This is a genomic window from Gordonia sp. (in: high G+C Gram-positive bacteria), assembly GCF_020438995.1.
Classification (GTDB): domain Bacteria; phylum Actinomycetota; class Actinomycetes; order Mycobacteriales; family Mycobacteriaceae; genus Gordonia.
On record NZ_JAGQTN010000138.1, the window covers coordinates 1 to 6,478 of the forward strand.

Sequence of the window (6,478 nt, forward strand, 5' to 3'; positions counted from 1 at the left end):
CCCCGTCGATGATCAGACCGGACAGACCGATCAGCACGATGCCGACCAGGACGACGGGGGTGTTGTTGTAATTACTGGCGTCCTTGACCACACCACCGATTCCGGGGATGCCGTTGAACAGTTCGGCCGCCACCACCGACGAGTACGCCATGCCGACGGCCAACCGGATGCCGGTGAACGTCTCGGGCAGCGCGGCGGGCACCACGACATCGCGGATCACCTCGGTGCGGGAGGCGCCGAGCGCCCGGGCCGCCTCGATGAGCGCCACCGGCGCGGCACTGACGGCGGCTGTGGTGGCCACCGCCGCCGGCGGCAGCGCGGCCAGTGCCAGCAGCGTGACCTTGGGCGATTCGTCGATGCCCAGCCAGATCACCAGCAGGAAGAAGTAGGCCAGCGGCGGCAGCGCCCGCAGGAACGTCAGCCACGGCTCCAGCAGGCGGCGCAGCCAGGTGACCGAACCCATCGCCAGACCCAGCAGCACACCCGCGACCACACCGATCACCACACCGGCCAGCACTCGGCGCAGCGTCATGTACAGGTGTTCCCACCAGAAGTAGTCGGCATAGCCGCGCACCCCGTCGTGCGTGGTCGACAAGTCGATGAAGGCGTCCCAGATCGTGCCGATCTTGGGTACGAAGGTTTCGCTCCAGATGCCGCTGATGGCGACGAGCTGGTACGCGATCAGGAATACCACCACCGACAGCAGTGGCAGTCCCCATTGGGATCCCAGGGTCCGCAGACGCGACGCCGCGTCGGCCCGGCCCGATGAGGGCGGGGCCGCGTCGTCGACAAGCGGTTCAGAAGTCAGACTCACCCAAGAAGGTGTAGTCCGATGGGAGGACGACCGACATAGTTAACGTCGTGGTGACGAAATGTCCGCACCGGCCGGAGATATCAGTCACACTGCGGTGGGTGCACCACGCCCGACGCGGTGCGGCCGGGACCCGACGAACCCGGCCGCAACCGCAGAGTGGACAATGTCGGCTCACCGGGTTTCGAGGCTCGTCGCTTACGCTCCTCGCACCTCAACCAGCGACGGTGTCGGCTTTCCGGGCTGGGTGGGTGGTCAGCGGACGGCGAGCCAGACGGCCAGGAGCAGGCCACCGATGGCGATAGCGACCCGCAGCGGTCCGGCCGGCAACTTCTTTACGACCGGCGGTCCGCACCAGCCGCCCGCGAAGCAGCCGATGCCCATCGCGAGCGCGGCCCACCAATCGACCGGACCCCAGAGCATAAAGCCTATGGCCGCAACAGAATTGGCGATACCGAGGAACAGGGACTTGGACAGTGCCGCCTTCCACAGCGGTTCGCTGGAGACCACCATCATCAGCGCCAGGATCATGATTCCGGCTCCGGCACCGAAATAGCCGCCATACACCGAGATGACCAGCATCCCCAGGAAGAACAGCCACGGCCGGTCCTCATGCACGGTGGACAATTTGCGCAGCGCGGGCTGACACAGCAATGCCAGCGCCGCGATCGCCACCAGGTACGGGACGATCGCCTCGAACGACTCCTCGGGACTGAGCAGCAGCGCGGCGGCTCCGATGATCCCGCCGATCACCGATGCGACGATGCCCAGTTTCGTCCGCCGCGCGTCGCCGTCGAACAGCGCCTTACCCGCGTTGGTGGTGCTGCCGATACCGACGGCGACCACCGACACTGTGTTGGTGACGTTGGCCGCCACCGGACTCAGGCCGACGGCCAGCAGCGCCGGATAACTGACCACCGACGCCATTCCGGTGACATAACCGATCAGCCCGGCCCCGAAACCCGCGGCGAGCAGGAAGATGAATTCGGTGACCGGGTTCATAGGAGGTGGCCGGGTTGAGAGCGGAGGGTCACCGGACCCAACGCGTCGCGGTCGGCTCGCAAGCTCGCAGACCGCTCCTCAGGGATCAAGATGATTGGAAAGCCCTCACCCACCACGAGAGCGCAAGGACCCTCAGCGATCAAGATGGCGGGAGGCTTCTTGATCCCCGAGGCCGATGCGAGGAACGAGCGAGGGTCACGAGGGGTCCGGTGACCCGGGGCACCCGACCGGGGCACGGCCGGACGATCAGTGGGCGAAATGGCGTGCGCCCGTGAGGTAGAGGGTGACCCCGGCCTCGGCGGCGGCCGCGATCACCTCGTTGTCGCGGATCGAACCACCGGGCTGCACAACGGCTTTGACGCCGCCGTGGATCAGCACCTGCAGACCGTCGGGGAACGGGAAGAAGGCGTCGGAGGCGGCGACGCTGCCCTGGGCACGCTCCCCCGCCCGGTTGACGGCCAGGTGTGCCGAATCGACCCGGTTGACCTGTCCCATGCCCACGCCCACCGACGCACCGCCCGACGCCAGCAGGATGGCATTGGACTTGACAGCTCGGCATGCGCGCCAGGCGAATTCGAGGTCGGCGAGGGTGTCGGCGTCGGCCGGGTCACCGGCGGCGAGGGTCCAGTTGGCCGGGTCGTCGCCCTCGGCGTCGATGACGTCGCGTTGCTGGATCAGCAGGCCGCCGGACACCGGACGGGTCTCCACCCCACCCGGCGTCGGGGGCACCGCCCGCAGCACGCGGATGTTCTTCTTGCGGGTGAGCACCGACAGCGCGCCGTCGGCGAAACCGGGCGCGATGAGCACCTCGGTGAAGATCTCGGCGACCTGCTCGGCCATCTCGACGGTGATCTCGCGGTTGGCCGCGATCACGCCGCCGTACGCGCTGACCGGGTCGCACGCGTGCGCCTTGCGGTGCGCCTCACCGATATCGGCGCCTACGGCAATGCCACACGGGTTGGCGTGCTTGATGATCGCCACCGCCGGACCGTCGAAGTCGTGGGCGCTGCGCCAGGCGGCATCGGCGTCGGTGTAGTTGTTGAAGCTCATCTGCTTGCCGTGCAGCTGCTCGGCGGTGGCCAGACCGGACGATGCGTGCACCGACTGGTAGAGCGCGGCGGCCTGGTGCGGGTTCTCGCCGTAGCGCAGCACGTCCTTGCGCTCCCAGCTAGCACCGGCCCATTCGGGGAACACGCTGCCGTCCTCCGACGGCGCCACGACGCTCGACATCCACGACGCGACGGCCACATCGTAGTCGGCCGTGTGGCGGAAAGCCTTGGCCGCCAGCTGCTTACGCTGTGCGAGGGTGAAGCCGCCGGCACCGAGGGCCGCGGTCACATCGTCGTAGTCACCGGGGTTGACCACCACGGCCACCGACGGATGGTTCTTGGCCGCACCGCGCACCATCGACGGTCCGCCGATGTCGATCTGCTCGACGCACTCGTCCGGCGAGGCACCGGAGGCGACGGTCTGGGTGAACGGGTACAGGTTGACCACGACCAGTTCGAAGGCCTCGACACCGAGCTCGGCGAGCTGACTCAGGTGGTCGTCCTTGCGGGTGTCGGCGAGGATGCCGGCGTGCACCTTGGGATGGAGCGTCTTGACCCGTCCCTCAAGGCATTCGGGGAATCCGGTGAGGGTGGACACCTCGATGACGGGGACGCCGGTGTCGGCGATGGTCTTGGCTGTGGAGCCGGTGGAGACGATCTCCACCCCCGCCGCGTGCAGGGCGGCGGCGAGTTCGGGCAGTCCGCTCTTGTCGTAGACACTCACGAGCGCCCGGCGGATGGGTCGGCGGCCGTCGGCTGAGAGGGGAGCGTTCACGGGATGCGGGCCTTTCGTCCTTCGATGACAACACCTTTGGCGACCAGGGCGGTCACCATGTCTGCGAGCAATTCGCGCTCGATGATCTTGATCCGTTCGTGCAGGGTGTCGGCGGTGTCGTCAGCGGCGATCTCCACGGCCCGCTGGGCGAGGATCGGCCCGGTGTCGACGCCGTCGTCGACGAGGTGAACCGTTGTCCCGGTGACCTTCACGCCGTGCGCGAGGGCGTCGGCCACCCCGTGTGCGCCGGGAAACGACGGCAGCAGCGCGGGATGCGAATTGACGATGTGGCCGCCGAAACGGGCCAGGAACTGTGGTCCGAGGATCTTCATGAAACCGGCGGTCACCACCCAGTCGGGTTCGGCCTGCTCGGTCCGGTCGCGCAACGCGTCGTCCCAGACACCGCGATCGGGGTGGTCGGTGACGCGGCAGGTGAATGACGCGATGCCGGCCTCGCGCGCGATCTCGACGGCAGCACAATCCCTGTCGACTCCGACGGCCACCACCTCGAACACCGACCCGGGCCTGCGTGAACGCTCGATCAGCGCGGCGAGCAACGACCCCGCACCGGAGGCGAGCACCACGACCCGAGCGGACCGACCGGTGATAGGCGCAACCTGCGACGACACCGTCGGCGACGACGGCACCGCCGACGATCCTGTTGGGGCTGCACTCACCCGTGCCAGCCTAGTGGTGACCCGAATGCGGCCTGCCGCCAGGTCGCCGGGCGCGCACCGGCCCAACGCTCACATCCGGCGTTCACATCCGATCGAGGAGCTTGCGGCTGATGGCGTGCTCGGTGTCGTACTCGTCGAGGTCCATCTCACCGAGCTTGAATGCCGCCCCGTCGTATGCGGACGCATCGTCGACGTCCCGGTTCTCGGGCGACTCGGCAGCAGGCCCGCCGTCACCGGGCTCGTCCTCGGATTCTTCGTCACCAGACTCTTTGTCGCCGGATTCTTCGTCGCCGGATTCGGCGTCATCCTGGTCGACGCGGGGATCGGGGTCCCCTACCTCGTCTTGCTCGTACCAGTCCTGCTCGTCCCAATCCCGAACGTCCCAGTCCGACTCCGGCTGGTCGTTGTCCGGCCTCGACGCGGTCTTTCCGGTACCACGGACGGCGGCCCGAGCCGCACGGACCGACGGCAGCATGGCGTTGACGATTACGACGAGCCCGCCCACGAGGACGATCCACCCCAGGGTGTACGTACCGGTGATCACGGGGGTGACACCGACCTCCCCGAGTTCACCGACCCGGCCACCGGCCAGTTCGGCGAGGACTGTCATCAGCGCGGCGGCGACCGCACCGGCGACACAGACCGCGCGGAAGTGGGCGAGCGGATCGGCCGACCGGCACCGGACGGCGACGAACAACGCGATCACCGCGGGCACCGCGAAGCCGACCGCACCGATGGTGCCCAGACCGTCGGCGGGCAGCGCGGCCAGCGCGGGCAGTGGTGGCACATCGCCGCCGGTGACCGTCATCAGGTCGACGGAAGCGGTTCCGACCTGCGCATTCGCGCCCACCAGGACCGCGGCCGCGCCGATGACGAGGTTGGGAAGATACAGCACGGACAGCGTGCCCAGGCCGAGGTAGCCGTCGAAGTCGTAACCGCCGGCGAACAGGGCCCCCAGCTGATCCCAGTTGAGGATCAACCGAACCGTCACGACGACTCCGCCGGCCGCGAGCAGCGCGAACAGCGCCACCACGCCGAAACGCAGCCCCGTCCGGTCCGCGGCGCTGACCGCGACATGCCGGCGCAGCGGTTCGCGGGAGGTCGTGCCCACGCCGACCCCGGCGCCCACGGCGTGCACCAGCAGCGTGTACGCGAATGCCGACAGTGCGTCGGGGCTCTGGATCTGCGAGGTGCTCGCCCCGTCCATGACCACGGCCACGGCCATCGCGGTGAACACCAGCGGCCCGCCGACGGCCGCGGCGGCGATGGCTCCGAGTTCGCGCACCTCGCGGTCGCGGCCCGCCGACCTGACCACTGCCGCGGTGCCTGCGACGACGAGCAACGTCGGCAGCATCGGCAGCGCGCCGATCGTGACTCCGGACAATGAGATCGGCACCTGATGCACGGCCAGCCAGGCAGCACCCAGGGTGCCGGTGAGCCCGCCGATGTCCGATCCCGCAAGCAGGAGCGTCGCGACGATGAGGACCAGCAGCACGACGAGCGTGATCAGTGGCAGGCCGAATGCGACGATGAGCAGTTCACGGGGCGACCCGTCGGCCGCGAGACGCCGCGCGCGATTGTCGCGTCGGGTCTGCCTCAGGCGCGATGCGAGGTTGTCGGTCCGGGTTGCCGTTCGAGTTGCCATCGCCTTCGAGACTGGCACGTCCCGCTGGCAACATCCGCCCGACGCGCCGCACCAATCCCAAAAATCACACTGTCACCACACGCCCCGACTGCGCCTTGCGCAACACGACCACATAGCAGCAGCGAGGGCCACCCGGATGGCAAACCCTCGCTGCTCTTGGTCTGTGGCTACCGCGGTCGACTACACCGTCAGAGACGGCACGTCAGACGCCGTACCCCGGGCCGGAGGAGAAGTTGCTCTGCTGCCCCCCACCGGGCTGCCCCCCACCCGGCTGACCACCACCGGACCGGCCCGGATTGTTGAACACCGTGGTCGTACTGTCCGAACCCGGTGTGCTGCCGGTTCCCGGCGTGTTGGGGTAACCACCGTAGGACGGACCACTCGACGGTGCTGCCGGATCGGCCGGCGATTTGCCCCCGCCCGGCGCGCCCTGCCCGTACGACGGGCTGTACTGGGTGGCGCCGTAGGTGCCGTAGCTGCCGTAAGACTGCGGATCCGACGACGACGGGGCGGGCGCCG

5 protein-coding genes and 1 pseudogene are annotated in these 6,478 nt (G+C 68.6%); all 6 read right to left on the reverse strand.

Going from position 1 to position 6,478, the window contains the following annotated elements; translation table 11 throughout:
* Positions 1-808, reverse strand: an 808-nt coding sequence (locus KDB67_RS10665) for an ABC transporter permease subunit (protein WP_291015607.1), incomplete at its 3' end; no start/stop codon positions are given.
* A gap of 258 nt (positions 809-1,066) precedes the next feature.
* A complete protein-coding gene (locus tag KDB67_RS10670; protein WP_291015602.1) occupies positions 1,067-1,813 on the reverse strand; it encodes a sulfite exporter TauE/SafE family protein in 747 nt (248 codons plus the stop codon).
* A 246-nt stretch (positions 1,814-2,059) separates the two neighbouring features.
* The gene (gene purH / locus KDB67_RS10675; protein WP_291015604.1) at positions 2,060-3,637 is read right to left on the reverse strand and encodes a bifunctional phosphoribosylaminoimidazolecarboxamide formyltransferase/IMP cyclohydrolase; all 1,578 of its coding nucleotides are present in this window, start codon (positions 3,635-3,637) and stop codon (positions 2,060-2,062) included.
* On the reverse strand, positions 3,634-4,266 hold the full coding sequence (gene purN / locus KDB67_RS10680; RefSeq protein WP_291015609.1) for a phosphoribosylglycinamide formyltransferase: 633 nt from the start codon (positions 4,264-4,266) through the stop codon (positions 3,634-3,636). The genes purH and purN overlap by 4 nt, the downstream gene beginning before the upstream one ends.
* Positions 4,267-4,396: 130 nt before the next feature.
* Positions 4,397-5,959, reverse strand: a complete 1,563-nt coding sequence (locus tag KDB67_RS10685) for a DUF6350 family protein (RefSeq protein WP_291015605.1) — start codon at positions 5,957-5,959, stop codon at positions 4,397-4,399.
* A 202-nt stretch (positions 5,960-6,161) separates the two neighbouring features.
* Positions 6,162-6,478, reverse strand: a pseudogene (locus tag KDB67_RS10690) (hypothetical protein); the annotation flags it as partial.